The sequence below is a fragment of the Chryseobacterium rhizosphaerae genome, assembly GCF_003385455.1.
GTDB lineage: Bacteria > Bacteroidota > Bacteroidia > Flavobacteriales > Weeksellaceae > Chryseobacterium > Chryseobacterium rhizosphaerae.
Window position 1 is genome coordinate 106,343 of the sequence record NZ_QNUF01000012.1, and the last position, 22,131, is coordinate 128,473.

At 36.0% G+C, this 22,131-nt stretch carries 20 protein-coding genes; 10 read left to right on the forward strand and 10 right to left on the reverse strand.

Going from position 1 to position 22,131, the window contains the following annotated elements; genetic code table 11:
- The first annotated feature begins 30 nt into the window (after positions 1–30).
- The 7 genes from DRF57_RS12285 (at position 31) to DRF57_RS12315 (ending at position 8,804) form a co-directional block, all read left to right on the forward strand.
- On the forward strand, positions 31–927 hold the full coding sequence (locus DRF57_RS12285; RefSeq protein ID WP_047492038.1) for a hypothetical protein: 897 nt from the start codon (positions 31–33) through the stop codon (positions 925–927).
- Positions 928–937: 10 nt separating this feature from the next.
- On the forward strand, positions 938–1,777 hold the full coding sequence (locus DRF57_RS12290) for a complement C1q domain-containing protein (protein ID WP_115918778.1): 840 nt from the start codon (positions 938–940) through the stop codon (positions 1,775–1,777).
- 9 nt (positions 1,778–1,786) lie between these two features.
- Entirely contained in the window at positions 1,787–2,698 is a 912-nt protein-coding gene (locus DRF57_RS12295) for a hypothetical protein (protein ID WP_115918780.1), read from the forward strand.
- A gap of 258 nt (positions 2,699–2,956) precedes the next feature.
- Positions 2,957–3,448, forward strand: coding sequence for a BON domain-containing protein (locus DRF57_RS12300; RefSeq protein ID WP_047492027.1), 492 nt, complete (start codon positions 2,957–2,959; stop codon positions 3,446–3,448).
- Positions 3,449–3,454: 6 nt separating this feature from the next.
- A complete protein-coding gene (locus tag DRF57_RS12305) occupies positions 3,455–3,874 on the forward strand; it encodes an SH3 domain-containing protein (RefSeq protein WP_047492023.1) in 420 nt (139 codons plus the stop codon).
- Between the two features lie 89 nt (positions 3,875–3,963).
- The gene (locus DRF57_RS12310; protein WP_115918782.1) at positions 3,964–6,675 is read left to right on the forward strand and encodes an outer membrane beta-barrel protein; all 2,712 of its coding nucleotides are present in this window, start codon (positions 3,964–3,966) and stop codon (positions 6,673–6,675) included.
- Between the two features lie 269 nt (positions 6,676–6,944).
- Positions 6,945–8,804: a CocE/NonD family hydrolase gene (locus DRF57_RS12315; protein ID WP_115918785.1), complete on the forward strand. Its 1,860-nt coding sequence runs from the start codon at positions 6,945–6,947 to the stop codon at positions 8,802–8,804.
- Between the two features lie 92 nt (positions 8,805–8,896).
- On the opposite strand, the gene DRF57_RS12320 is transcribed toward DRF57_RS12315, so the two are convergent.
- From DRF57_RS12320 to speB, 3 genes are all read right to left on the reverse strand, one after another.
- Entirely contained in the window at positions 8,897–9,508 is a 612-nt protein-coding gene (locus DRF57_RS12320) for an alpha-ketoglutarate-dependent dioxygenase AlkB family protein (RefSeq protein ID WP_115918787.1), read from the reverse strand.
- 56 nt (positions 9,509–9,564) lie between these two features.
- A complete protein-coding gene (locus tag DRF57_RS12325; RefSeq protein ID WP_047492011.1) occupies positions 9,565–10,407 on the reverse strand; it encodes a bifunctional helix-turn-helix domain-containing protein/methylated-DNA--[protein]-cysteine S-methyltransferase in 843 nt (280 codons plus the stop codon).
- A 68-nt stretch (positions 10,408–10,475) separates the two neighbouring features.
- A complete protein-coding gene (speB, locus tag DRF57_RS12330) occupies positions 10,476–11,333 on the reverse strand; it encodes an agmatinase (protein ID WP_047492008.1) in 858 nt (285 codons plus the stop codon).
- A gap of 330 nt (positions 11,334–11,663) precedes the next feature.
- Between speB and DRF57_RS12335 the strand changes: the two genes are divergently transcribed.
- On the forward strand, positions 11,664–12,323 hold the full coding sequence (locus DRF57_RS12335; protein ID WP_047492005.1) for an HAD family hydrolase: 660 nt from the start codon (positions 11,664–11,666) through the stop codon (positions 12,321–12,323).
- A 72-nt stretch (positions 12,324–12,395) separates the two neighbouring features.
- Here DRF57_RS12335 and DRF57_RS12340 read toward each other — a convergent pair whose 3' ends face one another.
- From DRF57_RS12340 to DRF57_RS12365, 6 genes are all read right to left on the reverse strand, one after another.
- Positions 12,396–13,790 carry a type III PLP-dependent enzyme domain-containing protein gene (locus tag DRF57_RS12340; protein ID WP_047488479.1) on the reverse strand — a complete coding sequence of 465 codons (1,395 nt, stop codon included), beginning with the start codon at positions 13,788–13,790 and terminating at the stop codon, positions 12,396–12,398.
- 122 nt (positions 13,791–13,912) lie between these two features.
- Positions 13,913–14,788, reverse strand: coding sequence for a tyrosine-protein phosphatase (locus tag DRF57_RS12345; protein WP_115918807.1), 876 nt, complete (start codon positions 14,786–14,788; stop codon positions 13,913–13,915).
- 137 nt (positions 14,789–14,925) lie between these two features.
- On the reverse strand, positions 14,926–15,573 hold the full coding sequence (locus tag DRF57_RS12350; RefSeq protein ID WP_115918789.1) for a thiamine diphosphokinase: 648 nt from the start codon (positions 15,571–15,573) through the stop codon (positions 14,926–14,928).
- On the reverse strand, positions 15,563–16,132 hold the full coding sequence (locus DRF57_RS12355) for a cob(I)yrinic acid a,c-diamide adenosyltransferase (RefSeq protein WP_115918791.1): 570 nt from the start codon (positions 16,130–16,132) through the stop codon (positions 15,563–15,565). Before DRF57_RS12355 ends, DRF57_RS12350 begins: the two co-directional genes overlap by 11 nt.
- A gap of 195 nt (positions 16,133–16,327) precedes the next feature.
- Positions 16,328–18,748 (reverse strand): TonB-dependent receptor plug domain-containing protein, encoded by a 2,421-nt coding sequence (locus DRF57_RS12360; protein ID WP_115918793.1) that lies wholly within the window; start codon positions 18,746–18,748, stop codon positions 16,328–16,330.
- Between the two features lie 331 nt (positions 18,749–19,079).
- A complete protein-coding gene (locus tag DRF57_RS12365; RefSeq protein WP_115918795.1) occupies positions 19,080–19,664 on the reverse strand; it encodes a hypothetical protein in 585 nt (194 codons plus the stop codon).
- A 179-nt stretch (positions 19,665–19,843) separates the two neighbouring features.
- Here DRF57_RS12365 and DRF57_RS12370 point away from each other — a divergent pair, with 179 nt between their 5' ends.
- The gene (locus DRF57_RS12370) at positions 19,844–20,335 is read left to right on the forward strand and encodes a DinB family protein (RefSeq protein WP_115918797.1); all 492 of its coding nucleotides are present in this window, start codon (positions 19,844–19,846) and stop codon (positions 20,333–20,335) included.
- Between the two features lie 101 nt (positions 20,336–20,436).
- On the opposite strand, the gene DRF57_RS12375 is transcribed toward DRF57_RS12370, so the two are convergent.
- A complete protein-coding gene (locus DRF57_RS12375) occupies positions 20,437–21,390 on the reverse strand; it encodes a helix-turn-helix transcriptional regulator (protein WP_115918799.1) in 954 nt (317 codons plus the stop codon).
- A gap of 94 nt (positions 21,391–21,484) precedes the next feature.
- On the opposite strand from DRF57_RS12375, the gene DRF57_RS12380 reads away from it, so the two are divergent.
- Positions 21,485–22,054: a Crp/Fnr family transcriptional regulator gene (locus DRF57_RS12380; protein WP_047488460.1), complete on the forward strand. Its 570-nt coding sequence runs from the start codon at positions 21,485–21,487 to the stop codon at positions 22,052–22,054.
- Positions 22,055–22,131: the final 77 nt, after the last annotated feature.

The following is a 22,131-nucleotide window of genomic DNA, read 5'->3' on the forward strand; positions in this document are numbered from 1 at the left end:
AATTAATTGCTTGAAATTCTACATGAGAATATGAAAAAAGAAAAATACAAAATATTGATACTTCCCTTATGTTTTTTTATCAATATATTTAATGCACAAATTGGTATAGGAACAGGGAATCCACAAGGAATGTTTCACGTAGACGGTGCCAAGGATAATCCAACTTCAGGAACGCCAACTCCAGCACAACTTTCTAATGATATTGTGATCGATAAAGTAACAGGCTTTATTGGAGCGGGAGTTCTTACCCCTCAGGTCCAATTAGATATGAGATCAACAGCAAATGAAAATTCTCTGGGTATCGGTACTACGAGTATGTTGGCCAATGCAGCAGGAGCAGGTGCTGTACGCTATGATGTAAATAATACGCCGGTAGGAGCCAAAATTGAAGTGTCTGATGGTACAGTATGGCATAAAGCTTATGTTGCCCCTCAAAAGGCCGTGGTCGTAGTTCGGAAAATTGTAAGCCAGTCAATACCTACAGCTTCGGCAACAACTATTATTAATTGGAATGAGGTACGTGACATGAGCAATAGCTTTAACCCCAGTTCGGGTGAATTTACAGCTCCCCGTAATGGAACCTATACTTTTTTACTAACATTTAATTTTAACGGTACTGTTATTACTGATGGCTCCAGAGTGGAATCACAGTTCTATAATCCTGCTACAAGCACGGTTCTGGCCAGTGTCTACAAAACTTTTGGCCAATCTATGACGGGTTCATCTGATGATGCCAATGCTACACGCTCCACACAGGCTGGAGGCTCAAGTACTGTTACACTCACATTGGATGCAGGTACCAGAGTAAGTGTCAGATTATATCAGAACCTTGCCTCAAGTGCTATTCCACTTCGGGTTACCACCGACCCTCTGAATCCCGCAAATCCTGATGATGGGTTTAATAATTTAACCGTAATAGAACATTAAGATATAGAGTATGAAAATCAATATAATTAAATTATTCACTTGTATTTTAGTTTTTTCTATCATAAAAACTACTGCACAGGTAGGGTTTTTCATCCCGAATCCTGCACAGCCTTTACACATTGACGCAGGAAAAGATGATGGTTCCACACCCGATGCAACAAAAATATCTAACGACATCGTTGTTACATCAACCGGTCAGTTAGGTGTTGGCCTTTTAAATCCGGTTACTAAAGTTGATCTTCGATCTTCAAGTAACGAAAGAATTATTGGTTTGGGCAGTAATACCCAAAGTCCTACTACAGCAGGTGGAGGTGCCATACGTTACAATTCCAGTGGATTTTTAGAGTATTCTGATGGTGAACAATGGATAGCATTACCACTTACTCCCCCTACCAAGGCCCTTGTAAACGCTAATAAAAGCTCTGCCCAAAGCATTCCGAGTGCTGCATCAACGGTCATTACCGGTTGGGCAGAAACAGTTGATTTAGGTGCTGGCACCGGTGGGGATTTCGATCCTTCCAGCGGAATTTTCAAAGCTCCACGCGATGGTTTTTATTTGGTTTCTTTCAGCATCACATTATCTAATGGAAATATCCCTAAAAATACATTTATAGAAACGGCCATAGAAAGCAGCCAAAGCTCTAATAATATTCCGGTATTTAAAACAATAAATTCTTATCCCGCTTTTCAGGCTGGTGCAGTAAGCAATTATATAAGTGGAAATTGTAATGCTATTTTCAATCTCAAGAAAGATGATACTATAAAGTTTAGCGTAAGGCATAATATTGGCAGCGCGCGAAACACACTAAATGACAGCAAATTAAATAATTTAAGCATTAGCGAATTATAAAAACACTTAATGATGGTATCAAAAAATAAAATAAAAAGATGTATTAGTACTTTACTTATTGTATCACTTAAAGTAAGCTATATAAATGCTCAAATAGGAATTGGAGTACCCAATCCGACAAATCCTGTAGAAATTAAAACAAATGCGGGTAATATTGTGGTTGACCCTTCCGGAAGAATGGGTGTGCTGGTAGCTAATCCGAAGGTAGCTATGGATCTGCGTGGCGGCACCAATGGGTCTGTGGCTATCGGGAATACTACGAAAACAGCTGCCGAAGCAGGTGCAGGTACCTTACGATATGTTGCAAGTCCTGCTATTGGGGTAAAAGGCTATTTAGAATTTTCCGACGGTTCTTCCTGGGTTAGTTTTTTCCCAAAAGGAAAACCTCGTATCATCGTAATGGCAAGTAAGATTACTCAGGATACATACGTATTTGAAAGTGCAGTACCTTCGGAAATAGGAACTAAATCCGGGGTGGTTCAAAGAAGATCTTCATACTTAACTAACTGGGCTGAGAAATTAGACTCTGATTCGGGTGTTCCGACTGCAAATTTTAACCCGGCTACTGGTGAATTCATAGCACCACGTGACGGTGTATACTTTGCAACTTTTACGTTCGCATTACAATCCAGCCAGGTGAATACTGGAGCCAATAATCAAACAGAGGCAATTTGGGAAGTTAGAAACTCAGCGGGTACTATTACCCAAAGAGTAAAAACAAATAATGGATATGCTTCTGATACAGGAGGAAGTCCTAATGCAGTACCTGTAGGCTCAGCTTGTACAGTAAGTGTGTATTTAAATAAAGGAGACAAATTAAGACCTTTTATCTGGATTACAGTAGCATTTGATGGAACAGTCAGCCAGTTTGATACTTCAGGAAGTGGGGCCTATAATTCACTTACAATAGTTGAACAGTAAAACATTCTGTAACAAACAAGAGGGCTGTTTACATGTTTTCTCCAATGAAGTGGAAATTCTTTATTGAACATTTTGTTTAATAATCCTAAACAAAAAAGATCGGAAAGACCTTAGAAAAGATGTATAACACTTAAAAATTAAATCCCTGGTTTATAAAATATTGTAAAAAATTTAAGAAACATTTATTGATTTTTTATTCTTTTGGTACAAATTTTATTATTACATTTGATTGTATAACAACATTAATAAATATACAATATGAAAAAAACTATCGCAATGGCTGCATTAGCTGTAGCTGTATCTTTCGGAGCAGTTTCTTGTAAAAAGAAAGTATCTGATGCCGATCTTCAGACTCAGGCTACAACTGTAGTAACTTCTAATCCCAATGCTTCTGTTGAAGTAAAAGAAGGCGTAGCTCACTTAAGCGGAACTTTTGCAGATCAGCAGTCTAAGGATGCAATGATCACACAATTAAAAGCGATCAGTGGAGTAAAAGACGTAATGGATATGTCTACTATAGCAGCACCTGCGCCTGCAGCGGCACCTGTTGAAACAACTTCTGCTGTAGATCCTGCTGTTCAGAAAAAAGTTCAGGATGCTGTAAAAGATTTCCCAACTGTAAAAGTAGAAGTTGTAAACGGACAACTTACCCTTACAGGAAATGTTTCAGGTTTACAGGCTAGAAAGATCAAAGAATCTGTAGATGCTCTGAAAATTGGAAAATATAACAATAACCTAACTGTAAAATAATTTAAGATGAGCGAATTACAAGATAAATATTCAAGTGTAGTTTCAGCAGCTCAGTCTGCAGGAATTTCAAACCTTCAGGTTCAGGAGCAGGACGGAATTCTTTATGTTTCCGGAAATGCTTCAAACACTGCTGCAAAAGATGCAGTATGGAATGCTTTAGGTGCTATTGATTCTACATATTCTTCTTCAGATATCAATATTGATGTACAAGTAGCAGGTCTTGCTGCAGGTGCTTCTTTAACGATCGCAACAGAAGATTCTAACCTGAATATCAGACAAGAGCCTTCTACGGAAGCTGCTGTTGTAGGAAAAGCGGCAAAAGGTTCTTCAGTAACTTTAATTGAGCAGACTTCTGATGACTGGTGGAAAGTGAAAACTGCTGACGGTCAGGAAGGATATGCTTATTCAAGATATTTGAGAGCTTAATTAATTTTACAAAAATTAATTTCAGAAATATACTGAGAAACATCCCTATATTGGGATGTTTTTCTATTTTTACGTCTTTGAAAAACTAAATGAAGAAAGTCTTACTGCTATTGCTCTTTGTATGCAATATTGTGATTGTACATGCCCAAAAACTGCATATTGACGGAAAAGTATCGGATCTGAGAAAGAAACCTGTAGAAAATCTAACAGTATATCTGCTGAAGACAAAAGATTCATCTATTGTCAATTATACTGCTACCAATAAGGAGGGAAAATTTTCACTAAAAATGGATGAGCTCAAAGAACCATCTATTCTGAGAATTGATGCTGAAAACCTATCTTATTCTAAGCGATTTGAAAAAATTGACCAGTCTTTATCGTTGGGTGATATTCAGCTTGAGAAAAAAGCCGTAATCAATATTGATGAGGTCAAAATTACGGTCTCTCCTGTAAAAATAAAAAATGACACCGTAGAATTTAATGCATCAGCAATCAAAGTACGCCCCGACAGCAAAATTCTGGAGCTTTTAAAACAGATCCCCGGAGTGGAAGTCGGTAATGATGATAAAATTACAGTGAATGGAAAAGATGTAGATCAGGTTATGGTCAATGGCAAACCATTTTTTGATAAAGATGGTAAAATGGCTTTACAAAATCTTCCGGCAGATATTATTAAAAATATTCAGTTTACGACAACAAAAACAAAAGAAGAAGAACTTAGCGGAAAGCCTCCCAAATCTCAGAATACCACGATCAACTTTAATATTGATGAAAAGAAGAATAAAGGATTTCTTTCAAGACTTACCCTGGGCTATGGTTCTGATAAACGATATGAAGGTAGCGGGCTTCTAAGTTATTTTAAAGGAGACACTAAAATCAGCATTTTGGCTTCTTCCAACAATATCAATTCTAAAAGTGTTTCTGCTGATGATGTTTTTGATAATATGGGACGCATCAGAGGTGCCGGAACCCAAACCGGAGGCAATGGAATCCAAAGATCTACCACTATTGGTCTTAACTACAATGACAAATTGGGAAGAGACGCAGATCTTGATAACCTCAGTGTAAAATACTCCAATTCTACCCTGGAAACCCGGTCTAAAGTTTCAAGAACTACCCTTCTTCCCGGCTATACACTCAAAACCGACTCTGAAAGCAATGGTGACAATGAAACCAGACAGTATAATTTTGACAGCTCAGCCCGAATAAAACTGGATTCTCTAACCAATATTTATATATCTCCATCTTTTTCAAAATCGGAAAACTTCAGTTTCAACAGATCACAGTCTTCAACGTTAAGAGATGATAAACGGCTTAATGAAAGTACATCCTCCAGCAGTACCAATGGAGAAAGCAATACCTTTAGTCCGAATATTTATTTTTCGAAAAACTTAAAGAAAAAAGGAAGGTCAATTTCTGCTACCATCAACACCAGTATTTCTGAGTCCAACGATAATAATATCAACCAGTCACAAAATACATTTTATAACCAAACCGGCACAACCACAGATAACCGTGACCAGCTACAGAAGAATAAGACCCAAAATAATAATTATAGCTTCAGTGCGGGATATACAGAACCTATCTCAGATTCAGCAATTGTAAGCCTTCAGCTGGAATACAGTTCAAAAGTATCCCGGAATTCCAGAGATTTCAATGATTTTGATCCTGTTACAGGACAATATTCCAAATACAATACTGTTCTTTCCAACAGTATGAACCAAACCATCAACCAGCTATCACCTGAACTTTCTTTTTCTCTTTTCAAAAAGAAGTTTAATCTCTGGAGCGTTGCCAATCTTGACATTTCGGAAATGACGGTAAGTTCTGTTTTCAAAGGACAGCAGTATGATCTTCAGAAAAACTTTGTCCTTCCCAGATATACTATGAGTTTTCAGTATGTTTTTTCTGAGCGTACCAGACTTACCGTATCCAATTCTTCCAGCTTCAATATTCCCGGGGCAGGACAGCTGACTCCTTATAAGGATGAATCAGACCCGCTGGTTACCTATACAGGAAATCCCGATTTAAAGAACACCTGGATGACAAACAGCAATGTTTCTTTTAACAGATTTAATATTATCAAAAATTTCAACTATTATATCAACGTAGGCTTTATCTACAGAAATAATGATGTTATTAATTATACTAAATATGATGATGCCGGAAAACAGATTGTCACTTATGATAATATAAGTGGAAATAAAAATCTTACGGTGGGTACAGGTTTAACCAAGATTTTTAAGTGGCAGGACAAGAAACTTACCATCACCCCAAGGTTCAGTTTGAATTACAATTACAATAATGGTTTTATCAACGGACAGGCTTTCAAAAGCAACTCATACAGTTTTAATCCTGGACTTAACCTCAGCTTTGAGATCAAGGAAAAGTTTAGCATTAAACCCTCATACAGAATTGGATATAATATATCAAAATACTCCAATTACAATATCGACAGAGTCAATACCACCAATCAGTCATTAAAACTAGAACTTACCAACTATCTTTTCCAGAGCAGGCTGGTTTTCGGAAATGATTTTGAATACAATACCAACTCCAATATCGCTCCCGGATTCAAAAAGGATTTTTATTTCTGGAATACCAGCTTGGGCTATTCTTTTTTCAAAAAACAGCTGACAGCAAAAGTGAAAATTTATGATGTCTTAAATCAGAATCAAAGTGTAAGGAGAACCATCACAGATTCTTATTTTGAAGATCGTGAAGATCTGATCCTGAAACGGTACATTATGTTTTCGCTGAGTATGAAACTTAATAAATTTGCCGGTAAAAAAAGGAAATAAAGCAAGACTATATTTTTATATATCATTTTGATCATGGCCGGTTCTTTCCGGCTATTTTTATGAACATACAGAATTGTAATCTTGAATAATATTACAATTGAAGACCTGAGATTCCCTTCCTCTGGAGGGGTGCCCAATTGAAAATTTGACAAGGTGGTTTAAAAATATCCTCTCATGCTTATTCACGTAAATGTTTATGATAAAAACCTTTTAAATAAGATTTAGTAATAAACGTATTTTTATTTTTAAATTAGCCGTAAATTTTTTTTATGAAACTCCATATTTCAGTTTTATGTATTCTTTTTTTCCTTCTTGGAAAAGCTCAAAAAACAGAGCAGAAAGACAATTTCGTTAAAGATAATTTCACCAAGAAAGAATTTTATATTCCTATGCGTGACGGGGTGAAGCTTTTCACAGCAGTATACATTCCGAAAGATATTTCAGCTAAAAACAAATATCCTTTTCTGATGCAGAGAACCTGCTACAGCATTGCTCCTTATGGAGAAAATGAATATAAAACAAAGGTAGGCCCTAATACTTATCTGATGAAAGATAAATATATCTTCGTCTATCAGGATGTCCGCGGAAGATATATGAGTGAAGGTACTTTTACCAATATGACTCCTCAGGTAGAACGTAAAACAAAAAAAGATGTGGATGAAAGTACCGATACGTATGATACAATAGAATGGCTTTTGAAAAACGTTAAAGATAATAATGGTAAAGCGGGACAGTTTGGAACTTCTTATCCGGGGTTTTATACTGCTGTAGGTACATTAGCACAGCATCCTGCTTTGGTTGCCTCTTCTCCTCAGGCTCCAATATCGGATTTCTGGAACGACGATTTCCTTCATAACGGAAGATTTATGCTAGGCTATTTCAGAACATTCCCTGTTTTTGGGGTTCAGAAAACACAACCTGAAAAACAAGCCTGGTATATGGATTCATTCATTAAGCAAACTTCTGAAGATGGCCTCAAGTTCTACAGAGACCTTGGTACCCTAAAAGATGCTTATGAAAAATATTACAAAAATAATTTCTTCATGACAGAAATTATGAACCATACCAACTATGATGAATTCTGGCAGAAGAGAAACCTTCTTCCTCACCTGAAAAATATCAATCATGCCGTGATGACCGTAGGAGGATGGTTTGATGCAGAAGACCTTTCCGGTCCTTTGAATATTTACAAAACAATTGAAAAAACAAGTCCAAAAGCGAAAAACACTATTGTAATGGGACCTTTCTCTCATGGGGGTTGGTCTCAGGAACAGGGAAAACATTTCCACAGTGAAACTTATTTCGGAGACAGCATTGCAACGTATTATCAGAAAAATATTGAGACTAAATTCTTCAATCACTACCTGAAAGGAAATACAAAACAAGATGCAGGACTTCCTGAAGCTTTAATGTATGATACCGGAGCCAAGGAATGGAAAGAATTTGCTTCCTATCCGCCTAAAAATGCACAGAAAGTTAATTTCTATTTATCAGACAAAACCTTAAAGAAAACTTCCGGCTCAGGATATTCAGAATATTACAGTGATCCTGAAAACCCGGTTTTAAGTTCCGATCACTTAAAAGATTTTAATGGCTTTACGCCTAAAAATTATATGTCGGAAGATCAGAGATTTGCAGAAGGAAGACCTGATGTATTGACGTTCACCACTGATGTACTGACAGATGATATTACTTTTGCCGGGGAAATTATGGCTAAGCTTAGTATTGCCTCTACTTCCACAGATGCTGATTTTGCCGTAAAACTGATTGATGTATATCCTGAAGATTTCAAACCTGCAGAGAAGAAAGACGGGGTAATCTATGGAAACTATCATCAGATGGTAAGAAGTGAAATTATGCCGGCAAGATTCAGAAATACAAGAGAAAAAGGAGAAGCTTTAGTTCCGAATCAGAAAACAGCGGTCAACTTCAGACTTCAGGATGTTGTTCACACTTTCAAAAAAGGACATAAAATCCAGATCCAGATCAGCAGTACCTGGTTTCCTCTTTTTGCTGTTAATCCACAGAAGTTCCTGGATAATCCTAATTTTGCTACTAAAGAAGATTATACTAAGGCATTAATCAAAATTTATGATGACAGCTCTATTGAAGCTGAGATTTTAAAATAAAGAGAAAAAGCTGTTCTGATGAACAGCTTTTATTTTTTATCACCTGCAGATTGAACTGATATTACGCATCTGATCAATAGGTGTGATTTCATTTAATTTTCAATGGTTCTGAAGGTAAGATTCACCCTGGGGGTTTTTACTTTTGTACTTGGGGGAAGCCTGTGAAGCCAGTGATCCTGAGTTGTTCCTTTCATAACCAGCAGACTTCCCTGTTCAAGGAAGATTTCTACTTTTTCTTTTGTTGTTTTATGTTTAAATAAAAACTTTCTCTCCGCTCCAAAAGTAAGAGAAGCAATAGCACCATGCTTCTTAAGGTCGGTTTCCCCATCACTGTGATAAGCCATTCCCTCACTTCCGTCATGGTATAAATTAAGCAGGCATGAATTGTACGTTTCACCTGTCACTTCTTCACACTTCTTTTTTAATTCCAGCAGCTCAGGGGTCCAGTATTTTGCATATTTTGTTCTCTTTGAATAGGTATATTCAAAAGCTTTTTCCCCAAACCAGGCCACTTTTCGTTTGGTGAGAATCAGTTTGCCGAAGATCATCGCTTCATCGTGTTCCCAGGGAATCTGATTGAACAGATAATCATAATACACATCAGACTCTTCTTTTGAAAAGACCTTTCCATAATAATGAACCGTTCCGTCATACGGAAGAAGGCTTAAAGGATAATCTGGTGTTTCGTCGAACAGGCTGAGCATTAATTTCTGTTTTTGTTAATACAAATTACGTAATGTTTTTGTAAATAAGTTAACGCTTAAGAGTAAAGCTGTGAGCTTTCCCAGCCCACAATCATCTGTTTTCTCTCACTGCCCCATCGGTACCCACCAAGGTGTCCGGTAGACTGAATAACACGATGACAAGGAATAAGAAATGCTACCGGATTACTTCCTATGGCAGTTCCTACCGCCCTGGAAGCTTTTGGGTTTCCTATTTTTTCTGCCAAAGTACCATACGTAGATAGCTTCCCCATCGGAATAGTCAATAAACTTTCCCAAACTTTAAGCTGAAAATCAGTTCCTTTTAAGTGAAGTTTGATGGTATTGAGTTTTGTCCAGTCTTTATCGAATATGGACAATGCATTCTTCTGAAGTGCATCTTGCTTTTCAAAAAAAGAAGCATTAGGAAATTTATGTTTCAAATTCCCTAATGCTGATTCTTTATCGTTTTCAAAAGCCATATAGCAGATTCCCTTTTCTGTGGAAGCAACCCCTATATTTCCAAATGGGCTTTCTGAAAAGCTATAATTAATGACAAGACTTTTTCCTCCGTTCTTATACTCTGCAGGAGACATTCCCTCTATTTTTACAAACAGATCATGAAGTCTGCTGGTACTGGAAAGCCCTGTTTCATATGCGGTGTCAAATAAACTTGCCTTTTCTTCCTTCAATAAATTTTTAGCATGTTCAAGACTGATGAACTGCAAAAATTTCTTCGGACTTGTTCCTGCCCAATCTGTAAAGATCTTCTGAAAATGAGCCGGACTCAAGTGAATATTCTCTGCCACTTCCTCCAAACTTGGCTGAAGCCTGAAATTGCTCTGGATATATTCTATCGCTTTGGCAATTCTGTTATAATCTATTTGATTTTGTGTGGACATTTTTATTCTGTTTTACCTCACAAATTTCCTAAGAATATACGGCAGAAAAAATCCGATTCTTGCGGAATTTAGTTGTTGTTATAAATATTGTTATAAGCAAGCATCTTGTAATATAACTTAGCTGCCAAGAAAGCTGTTGGTTTGGCCATTGGAGAATCCATTAATTCTACAATATCAAAGGCCACTACGTTACATTTTTCAAATACTTTTCTTAATAATTCCAATGTTGGATACCACTGTAATCCACCTGGTTCAGGAGTTCCTGTTGACGGCGCGATTGAAGGGTCAAAAGCGTCTAAGTCAATAGTGATATACACATTTCCTGATACTTTTTCCAATACATCATTGATCCAGTTTTCATTGTTGGCAATTTCATGAGCAAAGAATACTCTTCCTTCAGGCAGGTATTCAGCTTCCTCAGCATCCATAGAACGGATTCCCACCTGAACTAGGTTATGTTTCTGGTTAGCTTCAAAAACAGCACAAGCATGGTTAGATGTTGATCCATGGAATTCAGGACGTAAATCTGTATGAGCATCCAACTGAAGAACAGTTAAATTTTCATATTTCTCCCCTACTGCACGGATAGATCCGATAGACACAGAGTGTTCTCCACCGAAAAGGGTAAATACTTTTCCTTCATTTTGCAAAAGCTCTTTTGTTTTTTGGTAAACCGCTTCAGTCATAGCTTCAGGACTAGAATTCTCAGAAACTTCTCCAGCCAAATATACTCCTTCAAGGTAAGGTTCAGTACCTGTTTCAATATCATAAAGCTCCATATTTTCAGAAGCGTCTAAGAATAATTCAGGGCCTTTATCAGCTCCTTTTCCCCATGTTGAAGTTCCATCATAAGGAACCGTTACCAACATTACTTTCGAATTCTCTAACGTTGCGTTTTCTTCGGGAATTCCTGCGTATGTTCTCATGCTTTATTTAAAAATTTTAATGTTGTAATTGATGGCAAAGATACGAAGAGTTTACGAGTTGGAGAGTAAGAGCTGGGAGAGTTTGTAAATGATAATTATCCGTTAATCTGAGCCATAAATATTTGCCAGGAAGCTGGAGGCTGGAAGTGGGAAGTCATAAAGGTCAAGAAAATAAATTGAATTCCATTTTATTAATTTTTTTCAATTCATTTATCAAAGTTACAGTAAAACTTACGCTACAATAACTTCCAGCTTCCCTCTTCAGACTTCCAGCCTTATTCAGCTTTCCTCTTTCAACTCAAATTCCTATTTTTGTGAAAAACTTAGAATATGTCTTTAAAAGCTGTTCTTTTCGATATGGATGGAGTTATTGTAGATACAGAACCATTGCATAGAAAAGCTTATTTCAAAACCTTTGATGAATTGGAAATTCTGGTCTCCGAAGATTTATATACTTCTTTTACCGGAGCTTCTACCAAAAGAGTTTGTGAAGCATTAATTCAGAAATATCATCTTAACCAGACGCATGAAGCTATTTCAGCGATCAAAAGATCTCATTTTAAGGATTATTTCTATAACGATGATGAATTTGATTTAATTCCGGGAGTAAGAAAACTGATTGAGCATTATCATGAAAACGGTATAAAGCTGATATTGGCTTCTTCTGCAACCATGACGACTATCAATATGGTTTTTGATAAATTCGGACTTGAAAAATACTTCAGCGGAAAAATCAGTGGTGCAGATTTAAAAGAATCAAAACCTCATCCTGAAGTTTTTCTATTGGCCGGAGAAATGGCAGGTGAACCGGTAGAAAACTGTATGGTGATTGAAGATTCTACCAACGGAATACTGGCGGCACATCGGGCTAAAATCTTCTGTGCTGCTTACAGAAGTCCACATTCAAAAAATCAGGATTATACATTAGCAGATACTGTAGTTTCAGATTATGAAGAATTGGAACTGGATAAAATTTCAAAATATTTTTAAAATAAAAAGCTCTCAAAAATTTGAGAGCTTTTGTTTTGTATAAGTTTTGGCTAAAGCCTATTGATCCTAAAACTATTTATAACCAAGAAGTTTCAATACATCTTCAGGTTCCTGTTTTTCACGGAAAATTTCATACTGCAGCTCACCGTTCTCATCTTTCTGAATCAGGACGTGTCTCGGCTGAGGCATAAGGCAGTGGTGTACTCCACCGTAACCTCCGATAGTCTCCTGATAAGCTCCGGTATGGAAGAATCCAATGTATAAAGGTTTTATATCACTGAAAACCGGCAGATAAATCGCATTGGTATGCTGTTCAGAGTTGTAATAATCATCTGAATCACACGTCAGCCCTCCTAAGAATACTCTTTCGTAAGAATCTTCCCAACGGTTAAGCGGAAGCATAATAAAGTGTCTTGAAATTGCCCAGGTATCAGGAAGTGTAGTCATGAAAGAAGAGTCAATCATATTCCACTTTTCTCTGTCGTTCTGACGTTTCTGGGAAATAATTTTATAAAGATTCGCTCCACTTTCTCCAACTGTAAAGCTTCCGAATTCAGTATAAATATTAGGTTCTTCTACTCCTTCTTCTTCACAGAATTTTTTGATTTGAGAAACAATTTCCTCTACCATATACTGGTAATCATAATCAAAATTCAAAGAAGTTTTAATAGGAAAACCACCTCCGATATTCAGGGAATCCACTTCAGGAGCAATCTTCTTCAAACGTGCATATACACGAAGACATTTATACAATTCGTTCCAGTAGTATGAAGTATCTTTAATCCCCGTATTAATGAAGAAGTGAAGCATTTTCAATCTTGCATTCGGGTGTTCAGCGATTTTCTGACTGTAGTAAGGAATGATATCTTTATATCCGATTCCTAATCTCGAAGTATAAAATTCAAACTTCGGTTCTTCTTCCGAAGCTATTCTGATCCCTATATTAAAAGTAGAATCTATACTTTCCGTAAGTTTATCCAACTCCCGGTAGTTATCCAGAATCGGAGTAATATTTTCAAAACCATTATTGATCATATCTGAAATCTTCGTCAGATAATCATCGGTTTTGAATCCATTACAGATCACTTCAATATTTTTATCTACTTTCTCTTTTTCATAAAGAGCTTTTACAATATCCATGTCATAAGCAGAAGAAGTTTCTATAGAAATTTCATTTTTAAGAGCTTCTTCCAATACAAAATTAAAATGACTGGATTTTGTACAGTAACAGTAGGTGTAATTCTTTTTATATCCGGTTTTTTCAAAAGCTTCTTTAAACCAGCTCTTGGCTTTCTGGATATTTTGAGAAATTCTCGGCAGATAGCTAATCTTTAGCGGAGTGCCAAATTGTTCTACAACGTCCATCAATGGGACATCATGGAACAACAAATTGTTCTCAGAAACATTAAACTCCTCTGTAGGAAAATATAATGTCTGATCAATAAGTTCCGAGTACTTTATTTTCATTTCTAAACAAGTGAATTAAGAAATGCAAAATTGCTAAAAAAGTTTGATTTTTGGGTGTTAAATTTATTATAATTTTCTATAATAAGATGATCTTACCCCATAAATATTTTTCTCTCTGATAATCAATACGTAAACTTTTGAATATATTCGTTCCTTTTACTTTCAGAAATTCCCAGGGCCTGCTGAATATAGGCATCCATAGAGCCATACTTTTTATTGATCTCCCCAAAAGCTGCATCCAGATACCTTTTTTCGACCCAGCTCAGCTTTTCTAAAACCTGCACATCCATCTTTGGATACATAAAATGAAGGCTATTGGCCAGCCTCAGTCTTTTCTGCACAAGATCTTTTCTAAAATTATTGGATAAAAGGTACTCATTATAAATAGTCTCTTTATCAAACTTCAAGATCGTTAAGATCAGAGCTGTAGTAATCCCCGTTCTGTCTTTCCCGGCAGTACAGTGGTAGAGAACAGGTTCATTGGATTCCAGAATCTCGGTAATAATGGTCTTTATGGTTTCCGGATTTTCTGTGCCATACTCCCGGTAGAAATCTATCATCCTTTTATCTGCATCAGCACCATTTACTTTTCCTTTTAGCACCAGTTTTTTAGCCTGATCCAGCTGATCACCCTGATCTTCAAAGGCCGAATAATTCTTGTACTTAATTTCTGATGGAAGATGATCCGGTTTCTGGGCAATTTCTTTTGAATTTCTAAGGTCAATAATTTCTTTTATTCCCAGATTTTGAATTTCGTCAAAAGAGCTTTTTTTAAGCTTATGAAGATGCCCGCTTCTGTAAAAAAAGCCTTGTTTTAAGGTACGCCCTTCCGTGTTTTTAATATTTCCTACCGTTCGGAAGTTAATCACCTTTTTGATACTGATCGCTTTCTCTGTTTCATTTTTTCCATACTCCGGTGCCTCATTATGCTGTGTTTTACAGGAGAAAATACAGCATAATGAAAGACTGACCAGTGATATTTTGATAAACTTATTCAATACTTCTTTTGTTTCACCACAAAAGTTACAATTTTTTTTTAACTTAAAATTCCAAAGTTTTGGAATGGTCATTTACAGTTAAACGGGCCAAAGCCCGTTTCCATTAATAGTTATCAGTTATCGGTAAAAGATTATTTTTAATATATTGAGGGATATTCTATTTCATTAATCCCTACAAAAATAAGCAGATCCCCTGATTCATATTCCACTGAAACTTCCTCTTCAACGGCAAAATTCCGGGTTCCTATTCTTGTAGTAATGCTTAAATTCCCCTTTGTTAAAGGCCAGTTCAGCCCTTTAGTTGTTATATTATCCGCTGACGGAAAAGGATACAGAGAAATCATCTTATTCTTCACCCCTTTCAGTGTAACATTTTTAGGAATAAAATAATATTCTGAAAACTCATCATAGAACCTGAGGCTCATACGGTCCTTAAATGTATAGGCAACGCTAAGGTTTCCAAGAAAATGATCCTGTTCTCCTCCGCTTCCCCCAAAAACATCTATATCAGAGAAACCTTTTTCTATAATGATTTCCAAAGCCTTATGAAAATCTGTTTTATCCTGATCCAGTGTAAGTATAAATTTCTCCTGATACATATCTTCATCTGATCCGGAATGCGAATCAAAATCACCGGAAATAAAATCCAGCTTGTCCAGAGGGAAGCCCATTCTTTTAAGATAGTGAAAAGCCCCGTCTGTGCAGGCAATTAAACCATAATTTTCAGGATTGGGTAAAGATTTCGGAGCATCTCCGTTGATGAAAAGCAATACTTTATCTCTCATTCGGGTTCCAGTATTCTTCCGGTTCGTTGTTCAGTTTTGAAACATACCTTGCCAATACAAAAAGGTAATCGGATAGTCTGTTTAAATACTTAATTAATTCAGGACGTACTTCTTCCGATTCATTCAAAAATACCAATGACCGTTCTGCTCTTCTGCAGATGGTTCTTGCAGCATGCAAAAAAGTAGCTGATTTTCCACCATCGGGAAGGATAAAATACTGAAGCGGTTCCAGTTTTTCATCGAAAGCATCCATCCATTGTTCCAGTTCTTCTATTTCTGTTTCTGAAATAATGATGGGAAGGCGGGATTTTCCATTAGCCAACATGAGTTTATCTACTGGTGTAGCGGCTTCTGAGCCTACTGTAAACAAATCAAACTGTATTTTTTTCAGTTGTCTTAATACTTCTTCATCTTCAATATGACTTTTTGAAATTCCGATAAATGAATTCAATTCGTCTATATTTCCATAACTGTCTACCCTTGCACTGGCTTTGGAAACTCTTGTTCCGCCATAAAGTGCCGTCTGGCCTTTATCTCCTGTTTTGGTATAAATTTTCATACTACTAAAATACTTTTTTTTGTACAATTTGAAAAGTAAAACGTAGTAATAAATCCCTATTCTATCTGAAAAAATAATTAACTGACATTAGGAGCTAATGTCAGTTAATATTTGCATACGTGGTTTTATATGTTTTGAGATTGCTTGTCCTTTGCTAAGCAAGACAAAGCAAATTCCAATTCCTTTATTTATAGATTAAAAAGTATAATTAACATTGAGCTGAAAAGTTGTTCCGTTAAATCCAAACTGATTAACCTCCCAAGGATATTTGAACCTTCCTCCAAGATCTGTTACTATATCTCCTTTGCTATCTATTACGTCCGGATAAATATTAAATAAATTATTTACGACTCCGGAAATTTTAAGATCCTGAGTGATTTTATATGTTAAAACTATGTCTGTAACTACCTTACCTGAAAATGTCTGATCTTTGGCAGGATCAGTAGCATGCTGCCATGTAACAGAACCAAAATAAGTATTATTAAGGTTAAAATTAAACTTTGAAATGTCATACGAAAGACTAAGAATAGTTTTTGTTTTTGGCCTTGCAGAGATAATTCTGGATTGTTCTTTTCTATCAAAAAAGTTTTCTGAGTACCCATTTTCAGCCAAAATAGGTGGAACAGCAATATTATCTACTATTTTAGTTTCGTTATAATTGAAAGCAGCAATAATTCCCAATCTTCCTTTACCAATGGCGGAAGTATAGTAATTAGCTACAAAATCTACTCCCTGAGTAACTGTATTTACAGCATTGGTGAAAAACTTCAAGGAGGTTATTTTATTATTGTCTAATATTACTTCCACAGGGTTTGTTGTATCCGGATTACCAGGAGCCCCCGTTTTGTAACCAATATCTCCTGAGAAAAGTACTCTGTCTTTAATTTTTATTCTATAATAATCTGCTGTAACAGTAAGGTTTTTAAAAGGTTTCACGGCAAATCCTCCAGTAATGTTAAAGGCTTTTTCAGCATTTAATTTCGGTACCCCAAGATCTGATCTTACAATTTGAGAGTCATTATTAAAAGTACCCTGATTAGCTACAGTATTCCCTGTAATTTTGGTTTGAACATTAGAATAATAAATTTGGTGTAATGAAGGCGCACGGAATCCTGTAGAAACAGACCCACGGAAAACTAATTTATCATCTAACAGCTTATACCTTGCATTTCCTTTCCAGGAAACGTTATTTCCAAAATCACTAAAGTTTTCATACCTCACAGTTCCTCCAAGTAATAAGTTTCTTGTAATATCCCATTCAGCATTCACATAAGCGCCAATATTCTGACGATTTTTATTGACTTCATTCTGAGGCTGCAACCCTGGAAATGATTCTGCACCAGTTCCTATATAGGATGCTTCCTCTCCTGCCTTTGCCTGATAGTTTTCATTGCGTACTTCAACACCAGCTCCTAAAACAAACGTACCAAAATTTCGGTTGATATCTATGTTTCCTATAATATTACTAAACTGATGACCACCTGCTTTAAAACGGGTTGGTGAATTGGCACCCAAAGATGTATTAATGGTATTTCCTACAACATAATCTACTGCATTAGAGCCAAAGGTTGCACTCCCATCAAAACTCCATTTTCCAAACATGCCTTTCCACCCGGAGGTTAAGTTATAATCATAAACATCTGTTTTAAATTCTGGTTGAAATCCATTATAAGGCTGTCCTTTTGGAGTTAATAAACCAAAATCTGAAGTTACCCAATAGGGCGTTCTATACAAACCATAGCTTGTCCCATTCCTGTAAGTTGTTCCTCCAAAAGCATAGAATTTACCCGTTTCACCTGTTGGCAATTCAAAATTTACAAACATATTGGCAACTTTTGTCTCTGGCTGTCCTATAGTCATTCCTAATCCCGGATTGGCTTGCGTCCAGGCATTCTCTACCCCAAAAAGTTCATCTTTTGTAGTAGATCCTGCACGGTTAGTTTTATTTTGGGAAGAATACCCCAATGTAAGGTTCAAACTTCCATTTTTTGCAACTCGGATTCCTGTATTAAAATCTGCTCCGATATTAAAGCCGTCTCCCTCTGAAGTAATACCTGAAAAAAGATTGACTGTACTTTTTCCAACGCTGTTCTTAAGAATAATATTAATTACTCCTGCAATAGCATCAGAACCATATTGTGCAGATGCTCCATCTCTCAATACCTCTACATTCTGTAAAGCGGCAGATGGAATACTTTTCAGATCCGTACCTACCTCACCTTTTCCCGGTGTATCATTTACATAAATTAAAGCACTTTGATTTTTTCTTTTCCCATTCACCAAAACTAATGTTCTGGAAGGTCCTAATCCTCTTAAATCTGCAGGATCAAAATGAGCTGTTGCATCAGAAACGGTTTGCTGTGATGAATTAAAAGAGGGTACAGCATACGTCAAAGCTTTATCAAAGGTAACCTGCCCTGTAGATTTTAGCTGCACAGCTGAAATATTATCGATAGGAATTGCAGAGGTAATTATGGTTCTGGGCTTAGTTCTCCCCGTAGTAACCACAACTTCATCTATATTGTTTTCTTTTACAGTTTCCTGAGCATATGCCATAGTACCGGCTCCGCTTAAAACTAATGCATAGATTTTCTTTTTAAAGATTTTCTTTTTCATGTCAAGTATTAATAATTAAATAAATTTATAAAAAAATTAAATACTAAACATAAAAATAAAATAAATAATAAGAATTATATTCAATAATCAATAAAATATTACTGATTTGCAAAAACAAGAAATAATTTAAAAAGTATAAAATTGCTTATTAATAATCTAAAAAAGAAATACAGTAACAATTTCCTATTCCATATAAAAAATAATTAACTAAAATTGCAAATAAACATAATTTTATTCTTTTTTTTGATAATCAATTTAAATAGATTAAAATGGCATCAGCTATGGCTCTCAATGACCATAAAAATGGCCGGCAAAAGCCGGCCAATCCAAATTATTTATTTACCTCTACATATTGTATTATGGTCTGATTTTTTGGGTTGTAGATAATAGTACTACTGTTTGGGAATCTTTTTAACTTATAATATTCTATACTTTTGTCATTCTTAATATCTTCTAAAAAACCTGTATCAAAGGTATTTTCAGGAAGAAATTTCGAAATAAAACTTATTTTATCAATAAGGCTTTGTCCATCAATTTTGCGGGATGTTTTATCTGACTTACTTTCATCCCTTGTAGGCTGCCCTTCCAAAAGAGGTAATAAGGCAGCGATATCTGCTTTATATTTAAAAATATAGCCTTCAGTACCATTGGGAAATTTGAACTTCTTTCCTTTTTCTTCTGAAACTATACCGGCTCCGGCATTCGGAAAAACTTCACTGAACTTAACATCCTGAGAGTTTGTGAATGAGTTGATAGATTCGCTGACTGTTTTTTTGACTGTTTCCTCTACTGCCTGCTGGGCTTTTTGCTGTACCGTTTCCGTTGTTTTTTGGACGGTCTGGTCTATTTTTTCTTCAATTTTATTACATGAAACTAATGAAAGAACAGTAATAACTGGCAAAATATACTTCTTCATAATTCTAATGATCAATTTCTTTTTTTATTACTATACTTTTCCTTTAACGGAAAAGTAGGTCAAGATATTTTAACAAAGGAATAAAATATTTTTCAGGATCAAAAAATCCTACTGACAAACTGTTGTCATAACCCGGTCTTACCTTTGTTTCAACAATAACAAACAAAAACCATACAATTATGACAACTACAACAACAGCCACAAAACAATTTATGACAACTGAACAATTATTAAAGCACTGGCAAGGGCATAGAAATCTTACAAGAAGAGTTATTGAAGCCTTTCCTGAAAAAGAATTATTTGAATTTTCAATAGGGGGTATGAGACCTTTCGCAAAACTGGCAGTAGAGCTGATCAGTATTGGCGGAGTTGCTTTAAAAGGAATTGTTGAAAAAAATACGGAAGCTTATAATGAGGAGGGCTTTATTCCAAAAACTAAAGAAGATATCTTAAAGAAATGGGATGAAGAAACAGAAGTAATCAATCACTATTTCGGTCAGATTTCAGAAGAGCGTTTCCAGGAAACTTTCAATTTATTCGGACAGTATGAATTCCCGGTATATGAGAATGTTCTTTATTTTGTGGACAATGAAATTCACCACCGTGGCCAGGGATACGTTTACCTGAGAGCTTTGGGAATTGAACCACCTTTCTTCTGGGAGAGATTTTAATACACCAGGAAGGCTATTTTATTTTTAATAACATTCTCAATTTCATTTTATAACCATTTCATCTTTTTGCCTATATTAAACCTCAGCAGTCATGTTGAGGTTTATTGATGTCTTTCCATCATTTTTATCAGCAATTCATTGAGCCTTATCCGAAGACTTTCAGGTTCTAAAACAGTAGCGTAATCGGCAAAAGTAATTAACCATCGGGGGAAGCCATCATTGATCCATTCTGTTTCAAAAGTCAGCTCCACACCGTTGTCAGTTTCCACTTCATTAATCAGTCCATAATATTTTTTTGAATTGACCAGATGGGACATTATTTTTTTATCTACTAATAGTTTTGCAATAGATTTATTTACATTCGATCTTTTACGGTAATCATTCACCTGTCCGTACTCCTGTAAAAAAGGAGTTTCTGTTTTGGAAATCTGCAAAATCCTATCTACCCTAAACTGCCTGAAATCTTTTCTCAAGGTACAGAATGCCATGATATACCAGAAATTGAATTCAAAGAAGACTCCAACAGTTTCAATTGTTCTTTTACTCACCGTAGAATCCACCGTTTTATACTCTATAACGAGCTGAGTTTTCTCTGCAATACTTTCTAAAATAATAGGAATAACATTTTTAAGAGAATCTTCCGGGTGGGCATGAAAATTAAAAACATCAATCTGTTTTTCAATATTCTGAATCAAGCTCTTATCCGAATGCCTCAGTACGGAACGTACTTTCTCCATTGCTTTCTGATAGTGGTTTCCTAAGCTCTGATGAGAAAATTTCTGCATGAGTTTCTCTGCAGTAATAAAGCTCAGCACCTCTTCTTTGGTAAACATCACAGGCGGAAGCTTGTAACCGTCCATCAGGGAATATCCGTTTCCGGCCTCTCCTATAATAGGAATACCTGCATTTTCCAGCGTCTTTACATCACGGTAAATTGTTCTGATGCTGACATCAAATTTCACCGCCAGATCCTGTGCCCTGACAATAGGTTTAGACTGAAGCTGGGTGAGAATAGCGGTTACCCGATCTAATTTTTTAAGATAATGGTCGTTCATATTGCTTCAACAAAGCTAAAATTCTTTTTTGAGGTATCCCATAAAATATAAGAGCTTTTTTACTAATTTTATTTTTTTCAAACAGACTATTCTTATGCCCCATACCCAGTTTATCCAGACCATTGAGAAGATCTTAAAACCAGAAGAGGAAGTGATGAACGGACTTGTTTCCGGTTTAGAATCCAAAACATATAGAAAAGGGGATTTTCTGTTAAAAGCGGATGAAACCTGCAGGTATTTTTATTTTATAGAAAAAGGGCTTGTCAAATTATTTTTTGACAATGGTGACAAAGATTTTATCATGACCTTTTTTGCAGAGAATGCTTTTTTTGCAGAATTAAGCGGCTTTCTCACCAGCCAGCCTTCAAAGTATATGATTGTAGCTGTAGAACAGACTGAGGTTCTCCGCATACATAAGGACATCATTGAGAAACTGTGTAAAAAATACCACAGTGCTGAAACACTGTTCAGTAAATTATATTCCAAAGCTCCGGTGAATATGATGGGAAGAATCAGTGAAATGCTAGAGGACGACGGCAAAAAGCGGTATCACAATTTTCTCAGACAGAGACCTGATCTTATTCAGCGCATCAGTCTTGGAGATATGGCAGATTATATTGGCATTACCCAGGTTTCTTTAAGCAGGATCAGAGCGCAGAAATAGATAACAATATTTGAAAATCTATTGTTTTCTGTCTGCCTTTATTCTGATCACGTCCCTATCCTCTTTTTTTATTACGT

What these genes read in the sequence shown, in the direction of transcription:
- DRF57_RS12285 (WP_047492038.1), top strand. Translation starts at nt 31, where the DNA reads ATGAAAAAAGAAAAATACAAAATATTGATACTTCCCTTATGTTTTTTT.
- DRF57_RS12290 (WP_115918778.1), top strand. Translation starts at nt 938, where the DNA reads ATGAAAATCAATATAATTAAATTATTCACTTGTATTTTAGTTTTTTCT.
- DRF57_RS12295 (WP_115918780.1), top strand. Translation starts at nt 1,787, where the DNA reads ATGATGGTATCAAAAAATAAAATAAAAAGATGTATTAGTACTTTACTT.
- DRF57_RS12300 (WP_047492027.1), top strand. Translation starts at nt 2,957, where the DNA reads ATGAAAAAAACTATCGCAATGGCTGCATTAGCTGTAGCTGTATCTTTC.
- DRF57_RS12305 (WP_047492023.1), top strand. Translation starts at nt 3,455, where the DNA reads ATGAGCGAATTACAAGATAAATATTCAAGTGTAGTTTCAGCAGCTCAG.
- DRF57_RS12310 (WP_115918782.1), top strand. Translation starts at nt 3,964, where the DNA reads ATGAAGAAAGTCTTACTGCTATTGCTCTTTGTATGCAATATTGTGATT.
- DRF57_RS12315 (WP_115918785.1), top strand. Translation starts at nt 6,945, where the DNA reads ATGAAACTCCATATTTCAGTTTTATGTATTCTTTTTTTCCTTCTTGGA.
- DRF57_RS12320 (WP_115918787.1), bottom strand. Translation starts at nt 9,508, where the DNA reads ATGCTCAGCCTGTTCGACGAAACACCAGATTATCCTTTAAGCCTTCTT.
- DRF57_RS12325 (WP_047492011.1), bottom strand. Translation starts at nt 10,407, where the DNA reads ATGTCCACACAAAATCAAATAGATTATAACAGAATTGCCAAAGCGATA.
- speB (WP_047492008.1), bottom strand. Translation starts at nt 11,333, where the DNA reads ATGAGAACATACGCAGGAATTCCCGAAGAAAACGCAACGTTAGAGAAT.
- DRF57_RS12335 (WP_047492005.1), top strand. Translation starts at nt 11,664, where the DNA reads ATGTCTTTAAAAGCTGTTCTTTTCGATATGGATGGAGTTATTGTAGAT.
- DRF57_RS12340 (WP_047488479.1), bottom strand. Translation starts at nt 13,790, where the DNA reads ATGAAAATAAAGTACTCGGAACTTATTGATCAGACATTATATTTTCCT.
- DRF57_RS12350 (WP_115918789.1), bottom strand. Translation starts at nt 15,573, where the DNA reads ATGAGAGATAAAGTATTGCTTTTCATCAACGGAGATGCTCCGAAATCT.
- DRF57_RS12355 (WP_115918791.1), bottom strand. Translation starts at nt 16,132, where the DNA reads ATGAAAATTTATACCAAAACAGGAGATAAAGGCCAGACGGCACTTTAT.
- DRF57_RS12360 (WP_115918793.1), bottom strand. Translation starts at nt 18,748, where the DNA reads ATGAAAAAGAAAATCTTTAAAAAGAAAATCTATGCATTAGTTTTAAGC.
- DRF57_RS12365 (WP_115918795.1), bottom strand. Translation starts at nt 19,664, where the DNA reads ATGAAGAAGTATATTTTGCCAGTTATTACTGTTCTTTCATTAGTTTCA.
- DRF57_RS12370 (WP_115918797.1), top strand. Translation starts at nt 19,844, where the DNA reads ATGACAACTACAACAACAGCCACAAAACAATTTATGACAACTGAACAA.
- DRF57_RS12375 (WP_115918799.1), bottom strand. Translation starts at nt 21,390, where the DNA reads ATGAACGACCATTATCTTAAAAAATTAGATCGGGTAACCGCTATTCTC.
- DRF57_RS12380 (WP_047488460.1), top strand. Translation starts at nt 21,485, where the DNA reads ATGCCCCATACCCAGTTTATCCAGACCATTGAGAAGATCTTAAAACCA.